Consider the following 26,217-nt stretch of genomic DNA (forward strand, 5'->3'; position numbering starts at 1 on the left):
GTCACGGACACACAAGCTGGTCGTACGCGCTCGCAAACAACACGAAATCGGCGTCGTCCACAAAGCGATCCTTATTCATGTCCGCACCGCACCCGGGCGGCATGATCGCGCAGTCGAACAGGTCGTACATCGAAGCAAAAACCGCAAAGTCCGAGTCCTCAACCAGCCCGTCTCCGTTCAGGTCGCCCGCGCACGGCGCTTCAGGCAGCAGAATGAAAACCACTTCGTTGAGGTGGATCGACGAAAACTCGAGCGATGCGCCCGCGCCGTTGAGTGTCGCGGTCGCGCTCAAGTTCGAGAGATCATTGAACGGTCCCGACGTGAGCGTCGCGTACACCGCATCCTTCGGCAGATCAAAGAGCGTGCTCGGCCCGACCCCGCCGAACCGCGCATCCTTCGACCATCCGAACTGCTTGAGCGCCGACGAAAAGTTCGAAGCGCCCGCGCCCATCTTCGGGTTATTCAGCGCCGCGCCCGAAATGTTCAAGTACAAAAGCGCCGTGCTGTTCGACGTGTTGTAGCGCAGCCCCGGAAAATCGATGATCGTGAACACAATCGCGCCCACCGCGCGCTGCGGCACCGGCAACCCGCTCAGCATCGCCCCCGCGTTCAGGTTCGGAACGATCCCCGCGATCGCAGCACCCTCCTTCAGGTTCGCGATGTACGGAGTCTGAGGCGCGCCCGCGAAAAACGGGTTCGCGTCCTTCGGCGCATCCACGATCGCGACCGTTCCGTTCACCGCGCCCGCGCTGTACGCATCCGCCGTGTGCGCCCCGACCTGCAGCCTCCCATTCGGCGCACTCGCGCTCGCATTCGAGTTCGCGCCGCCCTTCACATCGATCGAAGCCTGCAGATCAAATTCCGTTCCGACAATTCTCAGCGTGCCGCCCGCGCCCCCGCCCGCAAATCCGCCCTGCGCACCCGCGCCCCCTGCACCCCCCGAACCTCCCGCACCCGAATTGCCTCCTGATCCTCCATTTCCTGAACCCGAAACTCCAAACGATCCTGAAAATCCGAACGAAGAACTTCCGCCTTCAAAGCGCGTTCCGCCCCCGTTCGATCCCGCGCCCGGCGCGCCCGCATCCGCCCCGCGCGCACTCAAAGTGCCGCGCACGGTCAATCTTCCAAGCACCGTGATTTCCAATGCTCCACCCCCGCCCCCTCCGCGCGCGCCGTTTCCACCTTGACCCCCGTTCGAAGCAAGCGAACCGTTTCCACCCGCGGCTCCATTTCCACCTTTCGCTCCCGCGTTGCACGAAGTGCCGCCCCCGCCCCCTCCCGCACCTCCTGCGCCTCCTGCTCCTCCCGAACCCCCTGCGCCTCCCCCTCCTCCCCCCCCTGCACCCGCGCCGCCGTTGCCCGCGATGAAGAGGAGTTCAGAGCCTGCGCTTGTCGGCGCGCTCGCGTTGTTGCCCGAGATTCCCTGATTGCCAGCGCTGCCGGCGCTGCCGGGATTTCCGGGCCAACCGATGTTGCCGCTTGTTCCGTTTCCGGCGAAAGACATCGCGCCGAAACCGCCGGAGCCGGCGCTGCCGCCGAGACCACCTGTGCCGCCGGAACCTGCAAAGCCGCCGCTGCCGCCGAGACCGTAGAACGCGCCGAGACCAGATTGACCGAAACCAACTCCGCCGTAGGAGCCCGGTGAACCAAGACCGCCGACATTTCCGTCGAAGCCGCGCTGGCCCGATGCGCCGGATTGACCGGAAGCGCCGGCGAAACCGGAGAGCGTGCCGCAGGTTCCTTTGTTGCCGCCGTTCCCGCCGGTTGTTGCGTTGCCGCCGAGTGGTGAGATGAAGGATGCCGTGCCGCCTGCGCCGCCCGCGCCACCGAGCCCGCCCGCGCCCGCGCCGGGACCGGGGAGCGGAACAGGAATTGTCGAGAGTGTTGCGGACGCGTTGAAGACGGCCCCGTTGTTGACGACGAGGTTGTTGCCGACGAGGATGCGGCACGGGCGCGAGCCGGTGATCGTGATGATCTGGTTTGCGGGAATGACGAGATCACCTTTGATCGCGAAAACCGCGATGCCGTTTTCGACATATGTGCGGAACGGAGTTCCGTTGAATGAAGAAGAGAGGAAATCGGTGTCACCCGTGATCGTTTGATTCGTGGTGTTGATTGTTACTTGCGCGTGAGCGGGTGCGATGCACGCGAAAAACGCGAGCGCGGCGGCGCTGCGTGAAACGGAATAGAACAACGGCCTGGACATGCTGCGTGGCTCGGCGCGCGGGGCGTGGACGTGAGGAATCGCTCTAATTTACCACGAGGCAGGAGACTCCTGATACGTGGAGTTGGGGCGGCGATTCAAAACGGGTGCGGCGATCAGCCTGTGATGCGGTTATCGGGATCACGTGAGCGAGCGGCCTGCGATTATCCGGAAGTGCGCGACGACCGCGGCAGATTGCGGCGCGCCCAAGCCATCCACGTCGTTTCCGGTTGCATTCAGCTCCGAGCTCGAAATTCCGGCCTTCAAACCCCTCGGTCGCCGGGGCGTTTGCTAGCGACACCGGAAGAAATCGCAGGGCGGGGTTGTGGGCGCGGGGGTTGAGCAGCGGCAGACGGAAATGAACGGGCAGACGAGCGTGTCGTATGCAACGACGAATGATGTAAAGTCCGCGTCGTCCACGAGGCCGTCGGCGTTGTAGTCGCCGGGGCAGTTGGGGGGCATGGCGGGATCAGTGCAGTCGAGGATGTCGTAGTTGAGAGCGAAGAAGGTGAAGTCGGCGTCGTCGACGGCGAGGTCGCTGTTGAAATCTCCGTGGCAGTAGCGGAGCCAGGCAGAGTCGCTGGTGACGGCGCTGCACGGGGTGGAGACGGCGACGGAGTACTGGCCGACATCGAGCGAATGAGCGTTCTGGATGGTGAGCGCGGAAGTCGTCGCGCCGACGATGATCGAGCCGGGGCCGATCGCGAGGAGTTCGCCGTCTCCGGCAAGTGACTGAGGAAAACCTTCGAACGTCAAGCCGCCGAAGCAGCCGGTCTTGAGTTCGATGCGGGCCCCATTGAGGAGCGTGAGCCCGTCGCGCACGTACACGGGTACGCACTCAGCCAATGCGAACTCGCCGTCGAGGCGGCAAGCCGTGAGCGTCGTAAGTTGCCAGGAGAATGGGGATGATCGGAAATGGAACTTCGCCCCGTCGCGCGTTTCCAGCTCCGCCTCATTCAGCAGGGCACTGGCCAGGTTGATGTCGCCGGTTGATTCGTCGGCGACGAGCGTGATTCCCTGAGGCAATGTGCCGGAATAGGTGAGGCTGGAATGGGTGAACTGATGCTCGCCGAGGTCGGGGATGAAACCACCGACTGTGAGATCGGAGTCTTTGATTGAGAGGGATCCGCCGTTGGTCCACGTTCCGAGCAGAAGAGTTGTGGAGCGGAGCGACTCGATCGTTGAGGTGTTGCTCCAGTAACCCGACAACTCGAGTCGAGCATCGGTCACGTGGATCGGCGCTTCGACGGAGAACGCGCCGTCAACAACCAGTTCGGCGCCGGCGAGGATGGAGAGGGGGTGGGCGAGCGTGAAGGGTCCGCCATAGATGCGGGCGACGGCATTGGCGCCGAGTTGAATCTTGCCGACGTCGTCCTTCGTGCTGTACGATGCGAACGTGCCGGCCTGGATGTCGAGCGTGCCGCGGTTGGTGAAGGTTCCGGCGCCCTCGATGGTGATCTGCGAACCGGGTTTGGCGAGCGTGATTGTTCCGAGGTTTGTGAGCGAGGAGTTTGTGCCAACCTTCAGCGAGGGCCCCCGGCCACCGGAGTTGGCGGCGTAGACAAGCGAGATCTCGGGGCCGATGGTGAGCGACGCCTGGTTGGTGAGGTCGAGGATCGTGCCGTAGTTTCCCACGCTGGAGACGACGACCTGTCCGGTTCCTTCGATGGACTGGGTGCCGCCTTGGAAGGTAAGCGCGGGACAGCCGGACGTGTTGTCCACCGTCAGTATCGCGCCGTCCGAGAGCGTGAGGCCTGCGCGAAAGCCGAGCGTGACGCAGCCATCGAGGTAGATATTTCGCTCGGTGAGGAGGCTGCGAACGTGGATGTTGCTTGCGACGCGGATGGGGGTCGCCCGGCGGGAATGATGCAGTCGTATGTCTGGTTCGGCGCGGCTGCGGGAGACCAGTTGGCGGGCTGACTGAATGTCATGCCATCGCCTGCGCCGGTCCAGGTAAGCGTGTCGGCGGCGGCACGGGAAGGGAGCAGAGCGAACACACAAACGGCGGCAAGCAGCGCGCACAGAGCGCGGGCTGCGTTGCGGGCGGCCGAAATGCCGCGGTGTGGCGACGGAACGCGGACTGTCGGCACGATCTCCTACCCCTTGGCGCGATGCTCTGTCGGCGTCCTCTCGCGCGGGAGGAATCGTCTTTATACATGACATAAGAAGCAAATGCAATGACGCGGCGACAGAGGGCGATAACCAGATCGGCGACTTCAGCGGCGGGCGCGCCCGGGGGATGTGAGATTGCCGTGACTGGGACTTCGAGAAGATTTCACCTCGGACACGTGGAGGGAGCAGGAAGAGCGGGGAAAGGGAATGGGATGCTGCAAATGCGGCTCAACACGGAGCACCACGGGGAGCCGCGGGAGAAGACACGGAGAAAAGCTACTCCGCCCGGAAGGGCGGCGCCACCTGAGCGGTGTGAGATTCGGTCACGGGCAGATGAGGTCGTTGTAGGCGGGGACGAAGATGACGAAATCGGCGTCGTCGACGGCGTTGTCGGAGTTGAAATCGGCGGGACAGCCGGCCGGCATCGACGGATCAGCGCAGTCGAGGATGTTGTACGCGGCGAGGAAGATCACGAAGTCGGAATCTTCAACAAAGCCGTCGTTGTTGAGATCGGCCGGGCAGGCAGAACTCGGGACCATGTCGATCACGGTCAGACCTTCGCCGGGCGCGGTCGCGACGGAGAGCGCGGCGAGACTCAGCTTTTCACGCTGGCTCGCGGCGTGCTTGAGATCCGCGACAAGAACCGTCTTCGGATCTCCGGAGATGTAATGGAACGATGTCGGTTTGAGGGGCAAGCCGGAGGGCGTATTCAAGATGACCGCGAAGCGCCCATCAACAAAAGGAAGCGGCGGCAGTGTTCCGGCAATGATGTCGAGCAGGCCATCGCCATCGAGGTCCGCGACCGCGACACTGACAACGGGCGCATCGGTCGGGATGCCGATCGAAGACCCGAGGCCGCCGAATCCATCACCGGGGAGCACGCGCACCGATCCGTTGCTGAGTCCGGCGAAACCGGCGCCGATGATGACATCGGGCACGCCGTCGCCGGTCACATCGCCCGTGACGATGTTGTTCGAGAGCGGCACGGGAAGAGAACTCGCGGCGGAAACGGATGGAGAGAAACTGCCGCTGCCGTTATTGAGATATGTCTGCACAATGCCGCTAACCGGATCTGCGAGGATGACTTCATCGCCGAGTTGACCGTTGAGATTGGCGCACGCGACAGCAGGCCAGTTGCCGGGCGCGCCGAAGGAAGCGCCGCTCACGAACATGCCTGATTCATCTTGGATGAATCGGGTGAATGCCGCCGGGCCGCTGGTGTGAGTGAAAACAAGGTCGTCAGTGCCATCGCCATCGAGATCGCCGGTCGCAACACCGACGCCGGATTGCGGGAGATTGATGACCTGCGGCACTTCCCAGCCGGAAGGCTCGCTCGGCGAATCGAGGCGAAGGATCAGTCCGAGTGGCTGGTTCTCGATGTTGGTCGCGATGCGGGCGCGGGCGTCTTCGCCGGGCGCGGGCGCGAGCGTGGCGAGATGCCGGATTTGATCGACGCGGTCCTGCAAGGGTGGAAGGAGTTGTCCGCTACCGTCGGCGGTGTTGAGACTGAAGAAGAGATTCCGGCCGACTTCGGAGGTGACGAGATCGAGGAAACCATCGCCGTTGAGGTCGGCGAGCGCGGCGGCACTGGGCTGGATCGCGCTGCCGAATTCGTTCTTGAACGGCTGGCGATCGGAAGAGACCGGACCTTCGGGTGTGATGAGGTAATTCTGGATGACCTCGGGATCACGGTGAACAGAGAAGAAGGCGCGCGCGGGGAAGGTTTCGCCGATCGGCGGGATGATGATGCCGACGCGACTGGGATTTGCGGGGCCGTCCATCGTGATCGGCGCGGCAAAGGAGCCGTTTCCGAGGCCGGGATACAAGGACGCGGCGCCGATGTTGCCGCCGGCGCCGAAGAAATCGGTGTTTCCATCGCCGTCGAAATCGGCACAAACGATCCGCTGCAGGATGTCGCCGGGAGTGATCGAGGGCGCGCCGAGAATTGAATTGGGCTGCGCGAGGTAGACCGCGAAGCCGCCGGAGGGGAGCGGCGCGATGAAGTCGTCGCGATTGTCGCCGTTGAGATCGTGGAATTCGCACTCGCCCGCGAAGCCGTCGAGCGGGGGCGGCGCGGTGTTCTGCGCAAGGCCGGTCGCGGTATCGAGATAGGCGAGCGTTCCGTTTGGAATGGATGTCAGGAAATAGGACTCGTTGGTGGCGCAGAATGAGAATTCGGGGCGGCCGTCGTTGTTGATGTCGCCGCACTTGATCGAGGTCACGAAGCCGACCGAGACTGGCGGCAGAATGGTCTGGTGATCGGTGAAGTGGTTGGCGCCGTCGTTTTTGAAAACTCTGATAATGGGCCGGTACTGCGGCACGGAGGCTGTTTCGTTTCCGGTGACGACGATATCGGGTTGGCCATTGCCGGTGACATCGCCGATGGCGACGCGGATGCCGCCGAAGGGTTCAAGCGAACTATCGAGGATCTGCTGGAGGGAAAGTGGCACGCCGTCCGGGTCAACGGGGGCGTAGAGCACTTCGTCCTTGGTTGTGATGACAAGCCCGGGGTTCGCTGAATTGAAGGGGAAGATTCGCTCGGGGATGCGCGGCGCCATGTCGAAGACATGAGATTGCGGCGGCTGCCCGGAGCGGGTCTGCAAAATCCTGATGAGTGTGCCGGCTGCGGCGGTGACGCGGGTTTGGGTTGGGGTCAGATTCTGGACGCAGCAATCGTGGAGATCAGGAAGGACAGTTTGGCTGCCGCGGAAGAGAGAATTGTCGGGAACGAGGGGCGGATCAGCGTGAGTTGCGGCTGCGGCGATTGCGGCGACGATCGCGGCAGGGGCGAAGGAGTAGTTGCGCATTGTGTTTCACCCTCCCGTCTGCGGGGAAAACCCGTTGATTTCACGAGTCTACAGGGAGGGGGAAGGAGGGCAAAGGGAAATTGAATGATCGAGCTTCGGAGGAATGCGGCAGGGCACAGAGGTGTGCGTGCCTTTCGAATGGCGGATGTGATATTGCCGCGCCAGCGGACTCAGGAAAAGTTCACCGAAGAGACACGGCGAGCGCGGAGAGAAGGGAAGATCAGGGGATGGCACGCATGTGCGAAAGACACTCCCTTCCGCCAACCCCTTCCTTCCCCCACCCACGGGAAGGGGCTTTGGAGAAAAAGCACACCGCCCGGAAGAGCGGTGCCACGTGCGGATGTGGGACGTCGGGCTTTTGAACAGCGGAAGAGAGTTCAGGGGCAGATGAGTTCGTTGTATGCGCCGACGAAGATCACGAAGTCGGAGTCGTCAACGAAGTTGTCGCCGTTGAAGTCTGCGGGGCAGCCTGCGGGCATGGAAGGATCGGCGCAGTCGAGGATGTTGTACGCGGCGACAAACAGGACGAAGTCGGAGTCGTCGACGAATCCATCGTTGTTGATGTCGCCGGGACATGAACCGGAGGCGATCCACTGGATGTCGTCGACGCCCCAGCTTCCGTCGCCGCTCGCATCGAGGCGAAGGCGGATGATGCGGGGCATGTCGTTGCGCCAGATGCCGACGAATTCTCCCGTGACGCCGCCGGAGCCCGTGGTCTCGATCGAGAACTGCACCGTGCCGCCGCCGGAGAAATCGACATAGATAGTCGTTCCGGCGTGATCGATGTCGGCGAACCCGACTCCGTCCACTCCGGGCTCGGGCCACGAGAGTTCGAGGAATTGCTGCTCGTTGTGGGCGACGCCGTAGCTCCCGTTAGGGCTGGAGCCGCCGAAGCTGCCGCTGCCGCGGATGATGGCGTTGTGAGCGCTTGACGTATCAGTGATGACAAGGCCGCCTGGGAAGAGGCCGGTCACGCCGGAGACATTCTGGCCGAGAGAGAAGCCGGATTCGAAGTCGACGAGGTATGTCGGCGCGGCGACGCCGCAGTCGGCGAGCCACTGTGCGCGGGTCGCGGCGGCGTTTGCGGCGGAGCTGGCGTTGCGCGTGACGATCGCGGCGGAGCAGGCTGAGGCGGCGATGGAGAGAGTGAATCCGATCTGGAACAAACGTGTTCGCATGGGAACCTCCAGAGTTGGCACAAACTATTGGAATCAGCTAGGGACAGAGCAACTGGTTGTACGCGCCGACAAAGATCACAAAGTCCGCGTCATCGACGAATCCGTCGTTGTTCAGATCTGCGGGACAGCCGGCGGGCATCGACGGGTCCGAGCAATCGAGAATGTTGTACGCGGCGACAAACAGGACGAAGTCGGAATCGTCGACGAATCCGTCGTTGTTGATGTCGCCCGGGCAACTGCCGCTGATCGGCGGGGTCCAGTCGATCCCGGTTCCGGAGACGATGGTCGAGCCGGAGACGGGAGAGCCGCCGAAATAGATGTTGCTGATGCCGCCCCAGCTGAAGCTGGCGAGGGTCACGTGCGAAGTTGAAGGATCACCGAAACCACCGGAGGAACGCTGGCCGGCGGTGCTCCTGACATAGACGCCGAGGGAAAAGGACGTGCCGAAGGTGAAAGGCACGGCGAAGGTCACTGTTCCGTTGACATTTTTTCCGTCGGAGGGCGGATTGCCGTAGGTCGCGATGCTCCAGTTGCCGTACTGGCGATCGGTGCTGATCAGATCGGAGTTTCCCGGATTGGCGAGCGGGTGGCTCATGAGTTGAACGTTGTCTTTGTAAGCGGTGGTTGCGATTGATGCGGCGCCGGTCACGCCGGTGGCGTCAAGCCGACCGACGACATCGACGGTGAACTGCATGATGCCCGATTGACCGGTGTGCGCCGGGTTGTTGATGAGGAACGTGTCTTTCCAGCCTCCATTGGCGACGCCGATGGAAAAGAACGTGGTCGACGGGAACGCGTCGGCGGCCTCCATGCTCGCGTGTCCCATCGCGGCCGTGCCGCTCGCGCTGGTCGAAACACTGCCCGACGAATACGAGGCGGAGTGAGAAGCGGAAGAGTTTCCGGCAAAAGCGGATTCGTGCGAATCGAAAGGCGCGTTGTAGACGGTGAACCAGTCGTCGCCCGGCCAGGGGCCGCAGCCGCACGAGCTGGGCCCCGCGGCGGCCTGAAGGAATCCGCCGGGCGCGGTGATCAGCGATTGTTTGAGCGCGCCGATCGCCGGAGCGTGGCACAACAGAATCGCGAGCAAAGAAATGGAAGAAAAGCGGCTTGATCCTTGCATACCGGCAACTCCCGACGGGCGAGAGAGCGTCCACGCGGTGACCGGCAGGTATGCATCCACCGCGAACACGCTCCAATTCAAAGATACCGCGCCGCATGCCAAAAGCGATGCGATTTCGGGCGAATGAACGGATCGCCCCGTCCGCGACGTGATTCATTTCATGTTCGAATTCGCTGGAAAAGCGGGCTGTTCAAGGACAGACAAGCTCGTTGTACGCGGCAACAAACACCACAAAGTCCGCGTCGTCCACCAGCATGTCGCCATTCAAGTCCGCGGGGCACCCGGCGGGCATCGACGGATCGGCGCAGTCGAGAATGTTGTATGCGACAACAAAGATCACGAAGTCGGCGTCGTCCACAAATCCGTCGCCGTTGAGATCGCCGGGGCATGTTCCGGGTGCGGGAACGGGAGTATCGAAGCGCAGATCGTCGAATCCGACTGTCGCGCTGCTCGAGTACATGCGGATTCGGTGGATGCCGGGCGCGGAGACCGCGAGTGGGTCCAAGTTGCAATCGAGTTGAGTGTCCGAACCGAGCATCACGCCGGCGAGGCTGAACGCTTCGAGCGTCTTTGTTCCCGCGATGCAAGTCAGATCGCCTCGGACGGAAACAGTGGAGACGACGTACGGAACCGAGCCGGAGGGATCGAAGAATGCCGCCTCAACGGGGTTCGAGTTCTGGTACGTGAGTTGGCCGCCGGGCGTCGTTCCCCCGAGGATGTTGACGCCGCTGGGTGTGGATGCTCCGTGAACGACGACCGCGACGAAAGGAGAGCCCGAAAAGAATCGAATGCCGTGCTGCGCGAGATAGAAATCCGAAAGACGCGACGGCGCGGGAACAGTCGCGCCCGGCGAGTTGGACATGCCGGAGATGTCTTCGAACGTGAGAAGGATGGGCTGAGAAAGCGCGACCCGTGAAAGCGCCAAGACGATCCCGAGCGCGAGCAATTCGAGCCTCTTGTTCATCCTTCAAGAATAAACCACGATTCGAGGGTTGCAATGTGGATTGGACGCCGAATGCGGCAGCGGGCGCATCAAGCTGCCGAAAACCCCGGATTCAGGGACAGAGCAGCGCGTTGTATGCGGCGACGAAGAGGACGAAATCAGAGTCGTCGACGAAGCCGTCGCCGTTGAGATCGGCGGAGCAGCCGGCGGGCATGGAAGGGTCGGCGCAGTCCAGAATGTTGTACGCGGCGACGAAGAAGACGAAATCGGAATCGTCGACGGCGGCGTCGCAGTTGAAGTCGGCGCGGCAGACGATCACGCGCGCGAGGGCGGTAGCGTCGCCGCCACAGACCCCGAGACCGGAGTCGATGATGCAGTCGTATTCGCCCTCGGTCGCGCCGCTGACGGACGCGATGTGGAGCGTCGGTCCGTTTTCACCCGCGAGTTCGACGCCGTTGCGGCGCCACTGAAAAGCTGTTGCGCCGGACGCCTGCGCGGTGAGCGTCAGCGAAGAACCGGGGCAGGGGCGGCTGAGAATCGGAAGCACAGCGGGCAGTTCGCGGCCGACGTGTACGTTGTCGATCTCGTGCGATGAATTCCAGGCGGATGTGTCGGTGTCGTAGCTCTCGAAGATCGCGGCGATGATTCCTTCGCAGGCAACCGCGCCGACGAAGCCTTCGATGCCGTGCGCACCTGTAGGATTGCCGTCGAGGATGTCGGATGTGTGCGAGTTGCCGGCGGTGTCGATGACGGTGAGGCGGGCGTGATTGCGGATGCCGCTGCCGTCGTCGAAGAGCCAGGCGCCGATGCCTTCGACGGGGACTTCGAAATCGAGCCGTAGTTGTCCGGAAGCAGAGCTGGTCGAAGGAAGGATCGCGCCCTGATAGACGCGGCCGGGCGTGTTGAACGCACCGGAGAAGAAGATGCGGGCGGTCGAGGAGCGGAACTCGCCGGCGGGGCCGACGAGCGAGATGTCGATCTTGGGCGAGACGCGATCGATCTCCTGGAGATTGCCGTAGGAGTCAAAGTTGAAAACTTCGGGCTGCGCCGAGAGCGCGTTGACGAAATTGCCCTCGCCCCCCGGGATGTTGCCGGCGAGAAAGAACGAAACCTGGGCGTGCGCCAACGCGGAAAGACCGGCGGCGATCGCGCAGATTGAGAAACGAATCGGATTCATGCGGCTCCCTCTTCTCGATTCCCGCGCGGCGCACAAACGCAGTCGCCGGCGCGGGCCGAGATCGTAGTCGGAATCATGAACAAAGCAGCGCGTTGTACGCGGTCACAAAGATCACAAAGTCGGCGTCGTCCACCAGGCCGTCTCCGTTGAGATCGGACGGGCAGCCGGCCGGCATGGAGGGATCGGAGCACTCAAGAATGTCGTACGCCGATGCGAAGATCACGAAGTCGGAGTCATCAACTTGTGAATCGCACGTGAGGTCAGCGCGGCAGAACGCGAGCGTGGAACTGCTGCTTGTCGCGTTCGGGAGCGTGCCGTTGGAGACGATCACGCGGTAGGTCGCGCCGTCGTCGGCGGGCGGGAAAGACGAGATCGTGTATGTCGGGGCGTTTGCGCCGGGGATATCGATGCTGTTTTTCTGCCACTGATAGCCGAGCGTGCCGCTGCCTCCGGCGACGACGGAGAGCGTGACGGGAGCGCAGTTCGTGAGCGTCGGGCTGGGCGCGGGCTGGGTGACGATGTAGGGCGCGAGAGCCTGCGTGTAGCGGACGCGATACACACCGGCGTTGGAGCGCGAGAGGTAGTAGAGCGAGCCGTCGGGGCCGATCTTCAGGTCAACGGGAGAACCCGCGTTGGTGGCGAAGCCGGAGGACGAGTTGGTGGTGTAGTCATATCGGCGGATAAAACTCGCGCCGGCGTCGGCATAGAAGTAGTCGTTGACGTAGTCCGCGGGGAATGTGTAGTTGTCGGCGTTGTAGAACGCGCCTCCCGCGATGACGTTTCCGGTGTAGCCGGGCGTGGGGAAGGTGGCCGAGGCATTTGAGTGGTGGTATCCGAGGAACGGATAGGTCATCCCCGCGACTCCTGACGGGCTCGGCCCCTCCACCGTTCGCCAGCCGTAGTTCGCGCCCGCGGCGCCGAGGCTGATTTCTTCCCACGTTCCCTCGCCCACGTCGTTGATGAACATGCGCCCCGTTCCGGGCTGGAAGGCAAAGGTGAACGGGTTGCGCAGACCCACCGCCCAGATGACGCGGTTGTCGCCGGAGGTTGTGCCCGCGATATTCGGAAAGCTGGAGGGGTTGTCGGACGGCACCGGGTTGGCCGGATCCGGGTTCAATCGCAGCATTTTGCCCAAGCGGTTGGCGAGCGACTGCGCGTTGGAGCTGTTGGCGTTTTCGCCAACGGCCACGTACAGCTTGCCATCAGGGCCGAAGTGGATCGCGCCGCCGTTGTGATTGGTGGCGGAGCTCAGATTGTCAAGATCCATGAGCTTCATCTCGCTGCCGGCGACAACCTGCGAGCCGTCGGCGCTGGCGGTGAAGCGGCTGATGCGGTTGTGAACAGCCGGAGTTGTGGCCGTGTAGTAGCAGTAGAGATAGCGGTTGTTCATGTAATCAGGGTCGAAAGCGATGCCGAGAAGGCCGCGTTCTCCGGAGGAACTCACGGTGAGCGGCGCGCCGGTGAAGAAGTTGCCGCTGGGCGCGATCTGCGTCCAAACCGTGCCGCTGCCCGAAAAGACTTTCATCGTGCCGGTTTGTTCGAGCACGTAGAGCTTGCCATCGGGAGAAAAGTCCATCGCGGTGCCGTTGTTGGCGGTGCCGATTTTGGTTTCGGCGAAATTGGCGGGCAGCGTGGCGGCGAAGAGAGGCGAGCAGAGCGCCAATCCGGCTGCGACGCCCGCGACCAAGGTGATTCGTTTCGAACTGCGGCGAGCGGCTTTGCTCGCGCAGAAGGCGGACTCGACAGGGCGACAAACATGCGCTGGCACGAATGGCATCTTTCCAAACTCCTGAAGTTTTTGGTGATTCAAGGCTGCAAAAGCGTACCAGCACGCGGCGGCCGCACCAAGCGATTTCGTCGCAAATGAAACGGAATTGACGTTCATGAAACACTTCGCGGGCGGGAGCGTTTGTGCGTGCCGCGGCGATGGCCAGAAAGTCGGCGATCTTAAAGAATGTACATCTGGCGATTCGTTCACGGGCAGAAGAGCGCGTCGTACGCACCGGCGAAGATGACGAAGTCGGCATCCTCGACGAAGCCGTCGCCGTTCAGATCGGCCGGGCAATTCGCGGGCATGTTCGGCGCGGCGCAATCGAGGATGTCGTACGCGACAGCGAAGAGCACGAAATCGGAATCATCAACAACGCTGTCGCCGTTGAGATCGCCCGGGCAGGGAGGCGCGAGCACGGTGACCGAGTTTGCGTCGTAGGCGTAGCGCGTCTGGCCGCCGGCGCCGAGATCGGTGATAGCGAGATGGATGCGGTACGGCTCCGAGCGCGCCGGGGGCACGGTGTTCCACACGACCATGGCGTGTGTGGGCGAGGATGCGGGCGGGAGTGTGGCTGTGCCGAGCAGAATGCCGCCGTGACTGGGATTGCGATCATCGGCGGCGTACACCCTGACCTGTGCCGATGAGCCCGAAGCCTGATAGTCGAACTCTGTGAAGTTCGATTGATTCGGAGTGATCGAGAGCGAATTGGTCTGAACGCGGAACGCGTTGGGCCAAGCGGGCTGGGTGACGGTGACGGCCTGGCGTCCGCCGGAGCCGATGACGGCTGTGCCGCCGAGCGAGGACAAGAGACCCGCGGCAGCTTGAGAACCGGTGCGATCGCCCCCGGCGATGCGCGAATACCAGAAGCCACTTTGGGCGCGGGAGTGGAGATCGACGTCCTGCGTGTACCAGACCGGGTTGATGCAGCCGCTGCATTCGCCATCGCCGGTCGCGGAGGTGTCGATCGTTCCGAAGTAATAGGTGTGGATGTAGCTGTGGTTGTTGGAAGTCGTACCGAGCAGGCCGAGGTGTTGATTGAAAGCGCCGGGGAGAGATTTGCCGCTGGGGAACGCGCTGTCCTGCCAGATGTTGTCGGCGAAGACGACGGTGCTCGCGACGGTGGGCGCGGCATCGCCGAAGAGTGTCACGTTGTAGGGATCGAGCGTGGTGAGGTGATCGGTGTAGATGCCGCGCTGCCCGAGATTCGTAGCGAGCGAGGCCATGAGCACCGCGCCGCGGCTGTGGCCGGCGAGGTGAATCGGGTGCGCGAGAATCGGCTTGCCGCCGTAAGACCAGGTTTGCAGGTATTGGAAAACCGCGGCGGCAACGGTTTGAGTCGGGACCGAATCCTGGATTTCCTCTGGCGTCGGCTGGCGCGATGCCGCGGCGAACGAGTCGATCGCGGTCCAATCGAGGCCGACGACGAATTCTCCGGAAGTGAAGGTGGCTTCGGGCGCGACGGCGATCGGAGACATGGTGACGACGAGATTCGAACCGGACTGAGTCACGACGAGATTCACGCGGGTCACATCGACGCCCGGAGTGCCGGCGCGTTTGGCGATGGCGTCGGCCATCGCGTTGACCCAGGTCATGTTCGCGTTGAAGCCGTGGGTGACGATGGTGAGCCCGCCGGCGAGGGCGGCGCCCGAAAATGCGCACGCGGTCAGCGCGCAGGCGACGAATGGCGTGAACTTCTTGAGCATGCTCGGCTCCTCTGCGCGATTCCGATGACGCGGTGGAGAGGGCGCATCGCATCCAGAACCAGCCCGAGTCTACCGGATGTCCGAAGGAATCAAGAAGAAATTGATGCGTGCGTGAACGAACCGGCGGACCGGCTTACGGACAAAGCAGTTCGTTGTATGCCGCGAGGAAATCGACGAAGTCGGCATCGTCTACGACGCCGTCGGCGGTGAGATCGGCCGGGCAGTTGGCCGGCATCGACGGATCGGCGCAATCAAGGATGTTGTAGGCGTTGAGGAAGACAACGAAGTCGGAATCGTCCACGAGATTGTCCGCGTTGAAGTCGGCGGGGCAGGCGATGTGCTTGAGCAGCAGCATCGTGCGGGGCGGAAAATTGAAGACCGCCGACTGCGGGAAACCGCTGGAGGCGATGCCCTCGATCGGAACGATGCCGGAAGGACCGCCTCCGGGACCGTCGTACTGCGTGTCGTTCGAATTCATGGCGACGACCCAGCGGCCGCTGCGCGGAAGACCGATGCGGTAGTCGTTGCGATCGGTGTTGGAGAGATTCACGAGCGCGACGAATGAGCCGGCGCCGTCGCTCGAACGCTCCCACGCGAGCACGTCCAAAAACTCGTTGATGTGGAAGACGTTCAGCGGAGAGTTGGCGAACAGCGCCGGTTCGGAAGTGCGCAGCGCGATGAGGTCGCTGTAGTACTTGAAGATGCCGGGGTATCGGGTCTTGTGCGACCAATCGAGGCGGCTCGATTCCCAGCCTTCGTCTTCGAGCCACTCGGTGCCCTGCACGATGGCGGGCACGCCGCGGGAGAGCAGGTTGAACGCCTGCCCGATCTTGGTGCGGCTGCGCGCGAATTGATCATCGGCCGGAGCGGTCGTATCGATGCGGGCGACGGCTCGTTGCGTTCCGTTGAGCGGCCAGCAATCGTCGTGGAGTTCAAAGTAATTCAGCACGCTGCTGCCGGAGACACCGAAGCCCTGACCGTCGAGCACGTTGGCGACGCGCGTGACGTTGGGCGAACCGAACGACGCATCGAAGATCGCGGCGCGGACCGCCTCTTTGAATTCGTTCTGGTACTGCGCGGTGAAGCCGAGGCCCGTCGAGGTCGGGTCGGTCGCCCAGCGGTTGTCGATGTAGAGCTCGGCGATGGTGTGCTTGTCGGCGTGGCGATTGCTCACGTTGTCGTGCATCGCGCGGATGATCTTCTGGCCGTTCGACCATTGCGGCGTGAGCCCCGAGTCGGTCATGTACATCACGGCGTCCATGCGGAAGCCGTCGAGGCGGTAGTCGGTCAGCATGGTTTCCGCGGCGTCGATGTAGTACTGGCGCACGGCGGCCTTGTCGTAATCGCACTGCGCGCCCCACGGCGTATCGACCGCGTTCGCGTCGAAATACTGCTGCGAGCCGCCGAAATTCCAGAGGATGTTGTCGGCGGCGGACGCGTGGTTGTACACGATGTCGAGAAGTACGGCGATGCCCCTCGCGTGCAGCGCATCGACCATCTGGCGGAACTGATCGGGCGTGCCGAGCTTGGACTCGATCGCGAAGGGAGAGACCGTGTTGTACCCGCCGGAGAAATCGCCCGGGAATTCGTTGACCGGGTTGAGCATCACGGCGTTGACGCCGAGCTGGGCGAGGTGATCGGCCCGCGCCGCGACGTCGATGTACCGCGACGGGTTGGGTGTGCTTCCCATGGGATCGTTGCGGCCGGCGAACGAACCGACGTGCAACTGATAGACCACCAGTTGTTCCATCGGGGCGGACGAGAAGTCGTTGACCTGCCAGGTGTACGCATCGGGATCCACGATCATCGAGTTGTAGCTGTTGTTCGGAACGAGTGCCGCGGCACGCGGGTCGGAGTTCCAGACCGAGTTGTTGAAGAAGTACTTGTATTGACCGCCGGGTGCGGCGCCGGCGACAAAGCCGACGAAGTGTTCACCGATCTTTGCGAGGGGGGCGGATTGACCCCAATTGTTGAACGTGCCGCGGACGGTGCACGAGTTGCTCGCGGGCGACCAGACGTTGAAGACCGTGCCGCCGCTGACGGGCGTCGCGCCGATCGGCGCGTGCTCGAGTGTTGAGAAGTTCAGCGCGAAGGGCTGCGAGAGATCGAGGTCTTCGGTCATCCCCTTGGCGGAGTAGAAGTCGGTGTCGGAGCCGTCGGTGATTTCGAGAACGTAGTTCAGTGTGGAGGATGCGGTCGAGGGAATGGTCGCTTCCCACAGGTCGTACGGCCCGCGGCTGCCGACGACCGATGCGTCGGTGTAGTGAATCGAGCCGTCGTCGATGCGGGCTCGCGCGCTGGAGACATCGCTGTGGAAAGTTTGGAAGCGGATGGTGAACGATTCGCCGCTGCGCGGCACGCGCGGACGGCGATCATTCCAGCCGGTGTGGCTCACGCCCTGCCACTGAACGTTGTTGTCGATCTGCGCAAGAGCGAAATCCGGCCCGCACAGAATGGCGGCGAGGAATAGAAGCTGCGATGGACGGCGCATGGCGTGCATAATGAAACTTTCTTTATGTCCAGAGAGACCGATAGCGCGGGCCTTGATGAAGCCAGTGAGATGTATACGCCGCGTCGGGGGGCGGGGTTCCGAGCCTTTGGTGTTCAACCGCGAGCAGGAATGCCGGGACGCTTGTTATGCGTTCACGACTCGTCCCTCGCTCGCGAGCGCGGACTCGCGGACTGCCTCGTGCATCGTCGGGTGGGCGTGCATCGTGCAGATGATTTCTTCGCTGGTCGCTTCGAGGCGGCGGGCGAGCGACATCTCGGCAATCAACTCGGTCGCCTGATCGCCCATGATGTGCGCGCCGAGGATCTCGCCTCGCGGCAGGCCCCGGATGATCTTGCAGAAGCCGTCGGTGTTGCGGGTCGCGATGGCTTTGCCGAGCGCCGTGAACGGGAACGAGCCGACGTCGTAGTCCTTGCCCTTCACGAGGCCGCGCTCCTTGAGCGCGCGCTCGGTGAAGCCGACGCTCGCGACCTGCGGGTGGCAATACGTGCAGCCGGGGACGATGGTGTAGTCGATCGGGATCGGCTCGTGCAGCGGCTTTCCGTGCTCCTGCTTCTTGTCTTTCCACGCGATGCGTTCGACGCACAGCATGGCCTCTTCGCCCGCGACGTGCGCGAGCCAGGGCGGGCCGATCACGTCGCCGATCGCGTAGACGCCGGGAAGATTGGTCTTGTAGTCGATCGCGCGCGGCTCGGGCTTGCTCGCGTCGTAGTCGGTCTTGATGTGCTCTTTGAACGTCTCGAGCCCGAGCGCGGGATCAAAGAGGCCGTCGTAGCGACCCTTCACGCCGATCGCGAGCAGCACCTTCTCGGCTTCGAGCGTTTCCTTCTTGCTCTCGTCTGGCTTTCCCCCACCCTGAGGATTGGGCAGCATCGGCGCGACGGTCACTTTCACGCCGCTCCCGGTCTTTTCGATGTTCGTCACGCCGGTGTTGGTGCGAATCTCCATCCCGTGCTTTTTGTAGAGCCGCTCCATTGCCGTGCAGACATCGTCGTCCTCCACGGGCAGGATCCGCGGCAGCATCTCCACCACCGTCACCTTGGTTCCGAAGGTGTGGTAGAGATAGCCGAATTCCATGCCGATCGCGCCGGCGCCGACCACGATCAGGCTCTTGGGCTGGGCCTTGTTGAACATCGCTTCGCGCGCGCCCCAGATCTTGTCGCCGTCAAACTTGGCGAACGGAAGCTCGCGTGCAACCGAACCGGTCGCGACGATCACGTAGGTTGCGGTGATGGTCTCTTTCACAGCGCCGGGCGTTGCGGGCGCGCTGGTCAGCTCGGCCTGGACTTTGCACTCTTGAATCTGGATCTTGACGGGGTTGTTCGGTCCCGGCTGTGTCCCGGGCTTGCCGGTGCTCACGATCTTTGCGTTGGCGTTGAAGAACTCGATCTTGTTTTTCTTCATCAGGAACTCAACGCCCTTGTTGAGCTTCCCGGCGACCTCGCGGCTGCGGGTGATCGTCTTGCCCCAATCGACGCCGACATCGCCGTTGATCTTGAGTCCCCACGTCTCGCGCTCCATCAGCTTTTCGAAGATCTCGGCGTTCGCGAGGAGGGCCTTGCTCGGGATGCACCCCCAGTTGAGGCAGACGCCTCCGAGCTTGTCGCGTTCGATAATCGCGGTCTTGTAGCCGAGCTGTGCCGCCCGAATCGCCCCCACATATCCGCCCGGCCCGCCCCCGATTACCACAACGTCAAAGTGCCGCTCGGCCACTGGTGCATCCTTTCTATACGCGCCGGAGAGGCCCGACTTGGGCTCCCGACGCGAGGAGGCGACTATAGGAAACGGCGTTCGTCGAGTTGGAGCTGCGGCGAAGCCCGAACAACTCTTTGTGAAGCCTCAAAAAAGCATTGAGCCCGTGTGAAGTTCGCGGTAGCGTGGGGAAGCGTGGCCAGCGCGGCCACCGAAAGAGAGGGATCCAATGGTGCGAATCGGAGCTATCGCCAGCGTCGTGATCGCGGGTGCTGCCAGCGGGCAGCTTGTCAACCGCGTCAATGGAAGATTCGATCAGCGGCACTATGTTGAAGACGCGGCGGTTATGTCCAACTTCGATGTCGTGCTCGCCGGGGAGCGCGACACGTACACGGGGGGCTTTCAGTCTGCCGCGACGCTGACGCGCGTGGCGCCCGATGGGCTGCCGATCTGGTCGCGCAACTTCGACGTGGACGGCGAGTTCGAGAGCGGTGCCGCCGTCCGTCCGCTCGCAAACGGCGACATCGTCTTTGGGTTCTATTCCGGCTTCAATGACTTCGCCGTCTGCCTCACGCGCACCGACGGCGCCGGCACGCCTCTCTGGATCAGGCGCTACCCGGGGGCGTATTCGTATCCGAGCGGCGGGATGAAGATCGAGCCGGGTACTCCCGAATCCATTGTGCTGGTCGGTCGGTACTTCGGCGGCGGGACTGGCGGCGCGCAGCTGCTTCGAGTGGCCGCGGCGGACGGATCTCCGTCGCTCGACAATGCCTATTTCGGTCCGATCGAGAACACATTCGACACGTACTTCACCGACATCGCTTTCGTTCCGGGCGGAGACTACTTCGTCACCGGCGGCGTGAGCTACTACTTGCCGGCGACGGACGAATACAAGGCCGACACGCTGGTCGCGCGGATCGACCGAAACGGAAACGTCGTATGGTGCAACCTGTACGATCAGATTCTGCCCGACTTTGACTCGACCGACGAGGGCCGCGGCATCGCGATTCTGAGCAGCGGAAACATCGCTGTTGTCGGGCGTACGAGCACGCCTCCCGATTATGTCGGCCAGTCCTCGGCGATGCATCTGCGTCTCGATCAGGCGACTGGCGCCGTGCTCGCGGTGAACGTGCTCGATGACGTTGAGGTCGCGTCGGCATCGCTCGAAGTCGTCGCGAGCGGCAACTTGCTCTCTTCGGGCACACGCATCTTCGGCGACGGCGACGGCGCGGCGCAGATGTGGGTCGTCGATCCTGTCAACATGCAGGCTCAGTGGCGCGCCGAATACCCCGATGGCCGCAGCTTCGGGTACGACGCGATCGAGCAGCCGCAGGCGCGCGACGCGTCGAACTACGTACTGGTCGGTTCGAACTATCCGTTCTCGGTCAATCCGATCGGTTCGCCCGACCAGATGTTCATCCGCACCGATGAGAGCGGCAACGACAACTGCGCCGTGAGCTACCTGCTGTTCGCGCCGATCCCGGTCGAGGTGCGCGTGACGCCGTTCGTGCTCACGAAGATCGCGCTCGAAGACCCGGTTCCGTTCGACGGCCAGACGTACCCGGATATTCTGGAAACGCGTCTGGTGTGCACCGAGTCGTCGTGTCCGGGCGATCTCAACGGAGACGGTTTTGTCGATGATGCTGATTTCGTCATCTTCGTCAATGCGTACAACATCCTTGATTGCTTCGATCCGTCGATGCCGACCGGTTGTCCGGCGGACCTGAACGGGGACGATTTCGTGGATGACGCGGACTTTGTGATCTTCGTCGCGGCGTACAACGAGTTGATTTGTCCGTGAGCCCGACGTCGGAAGAGTCGCCTTCTGTCGCCCCCGCGGCGCGTCAATACGGGGGCGTGCGTCTTCGTGTGCCCTCATTCTTGACACAACAATGTTGGAAACCTCTTGCCCCGCCTTCACGAAACGGCTAGATTGCAAGGCAAGGGAGGGGTTCATGCCCACGAATAGCGCGTTGGTCAAACTCGTTGCGGCGGGTTCTTTTGTCCTCGCTTCTTGCGCCATGGCACAACCCGCGACCTGTCCGCGCATCCTGCCGGGCTCGCTTTCGCCCGAAATCCAGACCCCCCAGACGGCGATCGTCTGGGATCGGGATGGCGCTGGTCCGGAGGCACCGCTCCTGGTCATCTCGGCGCAAGCATTCCCGGAATCTCCCACCGGCGCGCAGAACCTCATCGGCTGGGACGGGCAGCGGTACGTGAAGATGTTCACCGGCGCGCCCGCCGACGTGTTGTTCACGCAACTGTTCATCCACTCCGGGCAGCTCTTCGGGGTTTCGAGCACCAGCCAGATGGTGCAGTTCAACTCGAGTTCGTGGACGAACGTCACGCCGACCTTCGGCGTCATCAATGAAGCGATTTCGTTCGGAGGCGAGATCGTGATCTGCGGCACGCAGCAGGGCACGTCCGCCAAGGGCGTCTTCGCGCTGCGCGCCGGCGCATGGGTCCAGCTGGGCGCCGCGTTCAATGGCGATGTGAATTCGATCGCGAACTGGAATGGACAGCTCGTCGCCGTCGGCTCTTTCACGCTCCCCGGCATCACCACCACTCGCGCGGCAATCTTTGACGGAACCGACTGGCAGCCCCTCGGCACCTCGTCCAACCTGCCTTCCGGATTTGCGCCCACGCGCGTCCGCGCGATCGGCGACAAAGTGCTCGCTTCCAACAACGGAGGGGTCATCGGCATTTTCGGCGCCGGGGCGTGGCTGCGATCTTCAGAGAATGGAAAGATTTTCGGCGCTTCCGAAACCCGGATTTATGCGAACGATCACACGTCGTTTTCCGTATTCGATCCCGAGCCGATCAAGGTCTACGACGGCCAGTCCTGGACCACGCTCGACGTGGCATCTCAGGCGTATCTCGATCCGATCTCCGTTGTGTTGGAATATCAAGGCAAGGTCGTGGCGCTCGGGGCGGCGACCGTTGCCGGAACGAGTGCGGCGTCGCGCGTCAACGCGATCGAACTCGTGGAGTCGCGCTGGCGACCGTTCGGCGAAGGAACCGGCGGGCCCGTTCGCTCCATGGCGATCGCTCCCGACGGAACACTGCTGACGCTGCGCGGACTTCGGGGCGTTTCCAAAGAGAACTCAAATGTGTACACGTTCCCGTCACATCCTTTCGCGCGGTCGTGGAACGGGGCGTGGTGCTCTCCCGCGGGGACAGCGCTCCCCGGACCGCCCAACATCAACAACCCGCCGGCGAGCGTTTTCTATGAATTGACCGCGGATCCCGAATTCGGGATGCTTGCGGGCGGTTACTTCTACGGCGAATACGGCGGCACCCCGCTCGCCGCGGTTGTGCAGTATCTTCCCGGCAGCGATTGGGGGAGCTTTGGCACCAGGCTCTTCAAATTCAGGGACACCTCCAACACGCTTCAGTCTCCAAGAGTTTTCAAAGTCATCCGGTATCAGGGCGAACTGATCGCCGTCGGCGAGTTCTCTCTGACCACCGTGGAAGACCACGCCAGTATCGCGCGATATCAGGATGGAGAATGGGTTCCGCTCGCGCCGTCTATGGCTTTCCCGGCCGGCTCGCGATTCCGCAACGCCTTTGTCTTTGACAACAAGCTGTTCCTCGTCGGTACTTCCGTCAAGACTCCCGACGGCACAGGGACCACTGTCTATTTTGATTCGGCTGCGTGGTCGGCTCCGAGCACGGCGCTCAACGCACGCAGCGATTTTTGCCTTCACGCAGGCAACCTCCACGCCGTCGCCGGCGACGGACTAACCGTGGTGCGGTGGAACGGGTCCGGATGGGACGCTGTCGGCCCGGCCCTTCCGAGCGCGGTGAATGCGATCGCCTCGTATCGAGGCTCGCTCTATTCGGGCGGCGCATTCGGTCTTCGCAAATTCGACGGAACAAGTTGGGCTGCCCTCACAAGCGTCGGGAACTTCGGCACGGTGCAAGCCCTCATTGAGCACAACGGCGAACTCGCGATCGGAACCGATGGGACACTCTCGTACTCTTTCAGCGGCGTCTCGAATTCCGCCACCGGGCTCGCCCGGTTTTCGGCCGACAACATCCCGGTCATCCTTCAGAACCCGCTTTCGCGCACCGGCGCCTGCGGAGAGACCACCACGCTCACTGTGACGACCGCGAACTACGGCCCCTCGTCTTATCACTGGTATAAGGACAGCGTGCTGCTGGCAAATGGGCCGACCGGAAGCGGATCGATTCTTTCCGGAGTTTCGACCAAGTCTCTCGTGATCACCAATCTCGGTTCGAGCGACGCCGGTTCGTATACGTGCGTTGTCAGCGTCAGCACGCTCTGCGGCAACACGACAACCGCGCCCGCGGTGCTCGCGGCCACCTGCTGCCCGGCGGATTTGAACAACGATCTTGTGGTCGACGACGCCGACTTCGAGCTGTTCGTCGCCGCTTACAACACGCTCGTCTGCGGATCTCCCGAAATGCCGATCGGCTGCCAAGCCGATTTCAACGGCGACGGACTCGTGGACGACACCGATTTCGTGTACTTCGTGATCGCGTACAACGAACTGGCCTGCCCATGAGCCTCACGCACGTGCAGGCTTTCGACGGGCTTCGGACTCGGGTTTGATGCGGAATCGTCCGAGAACCAATTGAGATTATCGGTACTAATTCCGAAATCTCGGAGAACTGTTTCTCCGTATCTTGCTTTACACTTCCTTCAGACTGCGCGTGCCGCTCCGGGACGGCGGAGGGTCCCAATGCTGATTCGAGTTTCTGTCGCGTTTGCGATTTCACTCTGTCTTTGTGCCGCGTCCTTCGCCGGCCCTCGAAAGCCCCGGATCGTTTACATCCACGCCGAAACCACGACGCCTTCGAACGCGATCGACGTTGTTGGAAAACTCGCCGGCTCCGGTCGCTTCAGCGCTGTTGATCTGTACAACGCGAATCTCGTCACTCCGCTGATCGAGCAGTTGAAGTCGTACGACGCGGCGCTCGTCGCGAACCGCGACGGCTGGCTGGATCGGAATGCTCTCGGCAATGTGCTCGCCGACTACGTCGATGCCGGGTACGGCGTGGTGCTCGCGCCGTTCACCAACACCGGTTCGACGAACATGAATCTGGGCGGGCGATGGACCGGCTCGTACAACGGCATCCTCTTCAGCCCGAACATCACGGGCGCCGCGACGCTCGGCGCGTTCACGCTGCCGGACCATCAGCCGAGCACCGGAGTTCAGACGTTCAACGGCGGCTCGTTTTCGTATCGTCCTTCGGGCTCGACGCTGCAGGCCGGGTGCACGGTTTCGTTCGCATGGTCCGACGGGAAGCCGCTGTCCACCATCGGCCCGCTTCAGAACCGCGCCGACATCGGCTTCTATCCGCCCTCGAGCGATGTGAATCCGGGTTACTGGAGCACATCGACCGACGGCACGCAGATCATGGTGAACGCGCTGCTGTACACGATTCGGCCCAAGGTGCTCATCTGCGCTGCCGCGGCGATCTTTGGAACCGGCAGCACTTCCGACCCTCGCTTCACCGATCCGCGCAACAAGCTTGTCGGAACGGGCTATTTCTCTGCCATCGATCTCTACGACGCCGGGCTTAGCACGCCGACGCTCGCGGATCTTCAGAAGTACGACATCGTGCTCACTTGGAACAACGTCAATTATGCCGATCCGGTCGCGATGGGGAACGTGCTCGCCGACTACGTTGATTGGGGAGGCGGCGTGTGCGTCGCGGTCTTCGCCTCTTCCGGCGGCTCCTCGGTCATGCCGCTGCAGGGTCGATGGGCGACCGGCAGCTATCGGCTCATCGACGCGATGGGCGGCACCACCAGCGGAACGCAGGCGACGCTCGGAAATGTCGCATATCCCGGCCACCCGACCATGAACCTGGTGACCACGTTCGATGGCGGTGTGCGGAGCTTCCGTCCGACTTCGACCACATTGCCGTCGAGCGCGGTCCTGATCGCGCAATGGTCCGATGGAAAGCCGCTGATCGTCGCTTCGACGACACGCCACAACCGGTGCGACCTCGGGATGTATCCGCCTTCTGCGTTTGTCAATCCCGAATTCTGGGTCGAGTCGACCAACGGCGCGCGGATCATGGCGAACGCGCTCCTCTATACGGCGCGACCGTACATCGGGATTCTCCATTCGGAGACGAGCATTCTGACCGCCCCGATGCGCAGCCGATTGCAGCTCCAGCGTCGCTTCAGCGCCGTGGATGTTTTCACTTCTCTCCAGACCGCGAACCCGACAGCCTCGTCCCTGCGACCGTATTCGGCGCTGCTGCTCTGGGGCAATAACAACTTCGCCGACGCGACCGGACTCGGCAACGTTCTCGCGGATTACGTCGATGCCGGCGGCGGCGTTGTCGAAGGGCTGTATTCCAACGTCGCAAACCCTTCCGCAAACAACCGCCCGAAGGGTCGGTGGACCTCACAGGGCTATGACATCACGCCCGAGTCCTCGCTGCCTCCTTCCATTTCCGGAACCAACGCGACGCTCGGCGCGAATCTCGCTTTCAATCACCCCGTGACCACCTTTGTCCGAAAGTTCGACGGCGGGACCGGCAGCATCCGCCAGAGCACGAATCCCAATTTGAGGGGCCGCCGGCTCCTGCAATGGTCCGACGGAAAAATGCTGGCGAGCATCCACAATTTCCGGCGCCGGGTGGATATGGGCTTTTTCCCTCCCGCCACTCCCGAATACGTCCCGGGCTGGGTAGTCCGGACCGATGGCACCGTTTTGCTCTCGAATGCCCTCGACTATGTGTCCGGCATGAAACTCTGTCCCGGCGACTTCAACGGCGACGGGTTCATCGATGATTCCGATTTCGTGAACTTCGCCGGCTTCTACAACACCTTCGTCGACCCGCGCGGCGATCTGACCGGCGACAGTTTCACGGACGATGCGGACTTCGTTCAGTTTGCCGCGGCATACGAAAAACTGGTGTGTCCGTAATTTGCCCCAGCTGACGCTTGCCCCCCCGTTACAGGACGTAGCGCCCAAACGTACGCGATCGCGTGCTTTTCCGTTTTTTTTTCTTGAGGCG

General features: G+C 62.7%; 14 protein-coding genes and 1 pseudogene. 4 read left to right on the plus strand and 11 right to left on the minus strand.

Annotated features, from left to right (window positions below):
- Position 1: 1 nt before the first annotated feature.
- Complete coding sequence (locus tag KF691_00675; protein MBX3387946.1) at positions 2 to 1,114, minus strand: hypothetical protein; 1,113 nt, start codon at positions 1,112 to 1,114, stop codon at positions 2 to 4.
- A gap of 34 nt (positions 1,115 to 1,148) precedes the next feature.
- Here KF691_00675 and KF691_00680 point away from each other — a divergent pair.
- Positions 1,149 to 1,331: pseudogene (locus KF691_00680) on the plus strand (hypothetical protein).
- A 1,163-nt stretch (positions 1,332 to 2,494) separates the two neighbouring features.
- On the opposite strand, the gene KF691_00685 reads toward KF691_00680, so the two are convergent.
- The 10 genes from KF691_00685 to lpdA form a co-directional block, all read right to left on the minus strand.
- Positions 2,495 to 3,925: a hypothetical protein gene (locus tag KF691_00685; GenBank protein ID MBX3387947.1), complete on the minus strand. Its 1,431-nt coding sequence runs from the start codon at positions 3,923 to 3,925 to the stop codon at positions 2,495 to 2,497.
- A 713-nt stretch (positions 3,926 to 4,638) separates the two neighbouring features.
- Entirely contained in the window at positions 4,639 to 7,122 is a 2,484-nt protein-coding gene (locus KF691_00690; GenBank protein ID MBX3387948.1) for a VCBS repeat-containing protein, read from the minus strand.
- 377 nt (positions 7,123 to 7,499) lie between these two features.
- Complete coding sequence (locus KF691_00695) at positions 7,500 to 8,300, minus strand: hypothetical protein (GenBank protein MBX3387949.1); 801 nt, start codon at positions 8,298 to 8,300, stop codon at positions 7,500 to 7,502.
- Between the two features lie 37 nt (positions 8,301 to 8,337).
- Positions 8,338 to 9,420 carry a hypothetical protein gene (locus KF691_00700; protein MBX3387950.1) on the minus strand — a complete coding sequence of 361 codons (1,083 nt, stop codon included), beginning with the start codon at positions 9,418 to 9,420 and terminating at the stop codon, positions 8,338 to 8,340.
- Between the two features lie 190 nt (positions 9,421 to 9,610).
- Positions 9,611 to 10,384 carry a hypothetical protein gene (locus tag KF691_00705; GenBank protein ID MBX3387951.1) on the minus strand — a complete coding sequence of 258 codons (774 nt, stop codon included), beginning with the start codon at positions 10,382 to 10,384 and terminating at the stop codon, positions 9,611 to 9,613.
- A gap of 91 nt (positions 10,385 to 10,475) precedes the next feature.
- Complete coding sequence (locus KF691_00710) at positions 10,476 to 11,540, minus strand: hypothetical protein (GenBank protein MBX3387952.1); 1,065 nt, start codon at positions 11,538 to 11,540, stop codon at positions 10,476 to 10,478.
- 73 nt (positions 11,541 to 11,613) lie between these two features.
- Positions 11,614 to 13,317 (minus strand): PQQ-dependent sugar dehydrogenase, encoded by a 1,704-nt coding sequence (locus KF691_00715; protein MBX3387953.1) that lies wholly within the window; start codon positions 13,315 to 13,317, stop codon positions 11,614 to 11,616.
- Between the two features lie 197 nt (positions 13,318 to 13,514).
- Positions 13,515 to 15,014 (minus strand): hypothetical protein, encoded by a 1,500-nt coding sequence (locus tag KF691_00720; protein MBX3387954.1) that lies wholly within the window; start codon positions 15,012 to 15,014, stop codon positions 13,515 to 13,517.
- 133 nt (positions 15,015 to 15,147) lie between these two features.
- A complete protein-coding gene (locus KF691_00725) occupies positions 15,148 to 17,505 on the minus strand; it encodes an alpha amylase C-terminal domain-containing protein (protein MBX3387955.1) in 2,358 nt (785 codons plus the stop codon).
- A gap of 144 nt (positions 17,506 to 17,649) precedes the next feature.
- Positions 17,650 to 19,236 (minus strand): dihydrolipoyl dehydrogenase, encoded by a 1,587-nt coding sequence (lpdA, locus tag KF691_00730; GenBank protein MBX3387956.1) that lies wholly within the window; start codon positions 19,234 to 19,236, stop codon positions 17,650 to 17,652.
- Between the two features lie 208 nt (positions 19,237 to 19,444).
- Here lpdA and KF691_00735 point away from each other — a divergent pair, with 208 nt between their 5' ends.
- The 3 genes from KF691_00735 to KF691_00745 all read left to right on the plus strand — a co-directional run bounded on the left by KF691_00735 (position 19,445) and on the right by KF691_00745 (position 26,126).
- Complete coding sequence (locus KF691_00735; protein MBX3387957.1) at positions 19,445 to 21,016, plus strand: hypothetical protein; 1,572 nt, start codon at positions 19,445 to 19,447, stop codon at positions 21,014 to 21,016.
- Positions 21,017 to 21,170: 154 nt separating this feature from the next.
- Positions 21,171 to 23,744, plus strand: coding sequence for an immunoglobulin domain-containing protein (locus KF691_00740; GenBank protein ID MBX3387958.1), 2,574 nt, complete (start codon positions 21,171 to 21,173; stop codon positions 23,742 to 23,744).
- A gap of 177 nt (positions 23,745 to 23,921) precedes the next feature.
- Entirely contained in the window at positions 23,922 to 26,126 is a 2,205-nt protein-coding gene (locus tag KF691_00745) for a hypothetical protein (GenBank protein ID MBX3387959.1), read from the plus strand.
- The last annotated feature ends 91 nt before the right edge of the window (positions 26,127 to 26,217 follow it).

The sequence above is a fragment of the Phycisphaeraceae bacterium genome, assembly GCA_019636555.1.
Lineage (GTDB): Bacteria > Planctomycetota > Phycisphaerae > Phycisphaerales > UBA1924 > JAFEBO01.

Excerpts from the sequence above, each read along its gene's own strand:
- KF691_00690 (MBX3387948.1), bottom strand. The coding sequence starts at position 7,122 with ATGCGCAACTACTCCTTCGCCCCTGCCGCGATCGTCGCCGCAATCGCC.
- KF691_00695 (MBX3387949.1), bottom strand. The coding sequence starts at position 8,300 with ATGCGAACACGTTTGTTCCAGATCGGATTCACTCTCTCCATCGCCGCC.
- KF691_00700 (MBX3387950.1), bottom strand. The coding sequence starts at position 9,420 with ATGCAAGGATCAAGCCGCTTTTCTTCCATTTCTTTGCTCGCGATTCTG.
- KF691_00705 (MBX3387951.1), bottom strand. The coding sequence starts at position 10,384 with ATGAACAAGAGGCTCGAATTGCTCGCGCTCGGGATCGTCTTGGCGCTT.
- KF691_00710 (MBX3387952.1), bottom strand. The coding sequence starts at position 11,540 with ATGAATCCGATTCGTTTCTCAATCTGCGCGATCGCCGCCGGTCTTTCC.
- KF691_00715 (MBX3387953.1), bottom strand. The coding sequence starts at position 13,317 with ATGCCATTCGTGCCAGCGCATGTTTGTCGCCCTGTCGAGTCCGCCTTC.
- KF691_00720 (MBX3387954.1), bottom strand. The coding sequence starts at position 15,014 with ATGCTCAAGAAGTTCACGCCATTCGTCGCCTGCGCGCTGACCGCGTGC.
- KF691_00725 (MBX3387955.1), bottom strand. The coding sequence starts at position 17,505 with ATGCGCCGTCCATCGCAGCTTCTATTCCTCGCCGCCATTCTGTGCGGG.
- KF691_00735 (MBX3387957.1), top strand. The coding sequence starts at position 19,445 with ATGGTGCGAATCGGAGCTATCGCCAGCGTCGTGATCGCGGGTGCTGCC.
- KF691_00740 (MBX3387958.1), top strand. The coding sequence starts at position 21,171 with ATGCCCACGAATAGCGCGTTGGTCAAACTCGTTGCGGCGGGTTCTTTT.
- KF691_00745 (MBX3387959.1), top strand. The coding sequence starts at position 23,922 with ATGCTGATTCGAGTTTCTGTCGCGTTTGCGATTTCACTCTGTCTTTGT.